The organism is Streptomyces sp. NPDC054840, assembly GCF_053611065.1.
This window is the reverse complement of the sequence record NZ_JBSGZP010000710.1, coordinates 1,810-3,688: the sequence shown is the minus strand read 5'-3', so window position 1 is coordinate 3,688 and position 1,879 is coordinate 1,810. Positions and strand designations below refer to the sequence as shown.

At 70.7% G+C, this 1,879-nt stretch carries 2 protein-coding genes; both read right to left on the bottom strand.

What is annotated here, in order from left to right; translation table 11 throughout:
• Positions 1-24 precede the first annotated feature (24 nt).
• Positions 25-504: a lamin tail domain-containing protein gene (locus ACWGIU_RS32690; RefSeq protein ID WP_453711729.1), complete on the bottom strand. Its 480-nt coding sequence runs from the start codon at positions 502-504 to the stop codon at positions 25-27.
• Between the two features lie 416 nt (positions 505-920).
• Positions 921-1,820 (bottom strand): aldo/keto reductase, encoded by a 900-nt coding sequence (locus tag ACWGIU_RS32685; RefSeq protein ID WP_453711731.1) that lies wholly within the window; start codon positions 1,818-1,820, stop codon positions 921-923.
• Positions 1,821-1,879: the final 59 nt, after the last annotated feature.

Sequence of the window (1,879 nt, the reverse complement as noted above, 5' to 3'; positions counted from 1 at the left end):
CGTCAGGCCGGTGACCTGTCCGGGTCAGCCGTTGCGGTGGTGCCGACGGCTGTTCCAGGAGTCGGCGTCGAGGACGTTGCCGCGGTTGTCGCGGAGAGTGGCGGTGTCGCGCTCGTCCCAGATCTGGTGGCGGCGGTCCTGGTAGACGTCGTGGCGGGTGTCGCGGCCCTGGCCGGTGTGGACCTTCACGCTGGACCGGCCGTCGAGGCGGAAGTCGGCGAAGCGGTAGCGGTTGCCCTGCCGGTCGGTGAGGGTGAAGCCGCGCAGGTTGACGCTCTTGCGCCCGGTGTTCTCGACCTCGACCCACTCCCGGTTCAGCGCACGGGCGGAGCGGTCGCGGCCGGCGGTGCCGTACTGGACGTCGCTGATGACGATCGAGGACTGCGGAGCCCGGTGGTCGCGCCGGTGGTCGTCGGCGGTGGCCGGGAGGGCGGCGGCACCGACGAGGGCGCCCGCCGCCAGGAACGCGGCGACGAACCGGCGGGTGGCGAGAGAAGCAGACATGAAGATGACCCCTTCAACAGACAGCAGCCCGGCCCGCCTCGTGCATGGCGAGTGGGCCTTGAACAGTTCCCGGCGTCCTGCCGAGGAGCCACACTCTGGCTCCCAATCGCCGCCAAAAGCCACCAATTCGGGGCGTGTTGCAAAATGCGGATGTATCGGTGACTCTCGCGTGTATCGGACACATGTCAATCCCGTGCTGACGCGAGCGGCCGGGGCGCGCCGAACAGGCCTTGAGGGGCCCGGGGACGGAGGACTTCCCCTTCGTACGGCCTGCCCTCGCGGCCCCTTCCGCTCTGCGCCGAACGGGTTCAGGGGCGTGTAACGACCGCTCCAACCGTTTCTTCGGACACGCGTACGTGAAGGGGCCTGGTGTTCTGTCGCCCGGATCCCCAGAGGTCGTCGGCTCGCCGCCGGCCTCAGGACGGGGAGCGGCCGATCGCATCGAGGAGCTGGAGCTCGTCCCGCGTCAGTCGGAGTGCGCCCGCTGCCACGTTGTCGGCGAGGTGATCCGGGTTGCCCGTCCCGGGGATGGCCAGTACGTGGGAGCCCTGCATCAGGGTCCAGGCGAGTCGCACCTGCGCCGGGGACGCTCCGTGCGCCCGGGCGACCGCTCGGACCCCCTCGTGCTCGGTCCGCACGGCGCCCGCCTCGCGCCCCTGTCCGGCGATGGAGAAGAAGGGAACGAAGGCGATACCGCGCGCCGCACAGGCGCGGAGCATCCCCGACCCGTCGGGTGCGTCGATTCCGTAGCGGTTCTGAACACACACCACCGGAGCGATCGCCTCGGCCTGGGCCAAGTGCTCGGGGCGGGCGTGGGAGATGCCGAGGTGGCGGACCAGTCCGGCGTCGCGCAGCTCGGACAGGGCTCCGAAGTGCTCGCTGATGGACTCCTGTCCCATGATGCGGAAGTTGACCACGTCGAGATGGTCCCGGCCGAGCTGGCGCAGGTTCTCCTCGACCTGGCCGCGCAGCTCGTCCGGCCGGGCCGACTCGGCCCACCCGCCGGAGGCGTCCCGGGCGGGACCGACCTTGGTGGAGACGACGAGGCCGTCCGCGTACGGCGCCAGAGCCGAGTTGATCAGCTCGTTGGCCGAACGCAGCCGGGAGAAGTAGAACGCGGCGGTGTCGATGTGGTCGATTCCGAGCTCGACCGCCCGGCGCAGTACGGCGACGGCCCGGCCGCGGTCGCTGGGAGTGCCCTCGTGGAAGGCCGCGCTTCCGGTCAGGCGCATGGCACCGAAGCCGATCCGGTTGACCGTGAGGTCACCGAGCACCCAGGTGCCCGAAGCTGCCGCGGAGACCGTGTGCGACGCCATCTGATTGATCAACTCCATCCGATCGGCCAGCGCCCCTCGGTGCTTCGGGGCGTGGCGGG

Bases quoted from the DNA above. Each gene is read 5' to 3' on its own strand.
- ACWGIU_RS32685 (WP_453711731.1), bottom strand. From the start codon at position 1,820: ATGGCGTCGCACACGGTCTCCGCGGCAGCTTCGGGCACCTGGGTGCTC.
- ACWGIU_RS32690 (WP_453711729.1), bottom strand. From the start codon at position 504: ATGTCTGCTTCTCTCGCCACCCGCCGGTTCGTCGCCGCGTTCCTGGCG.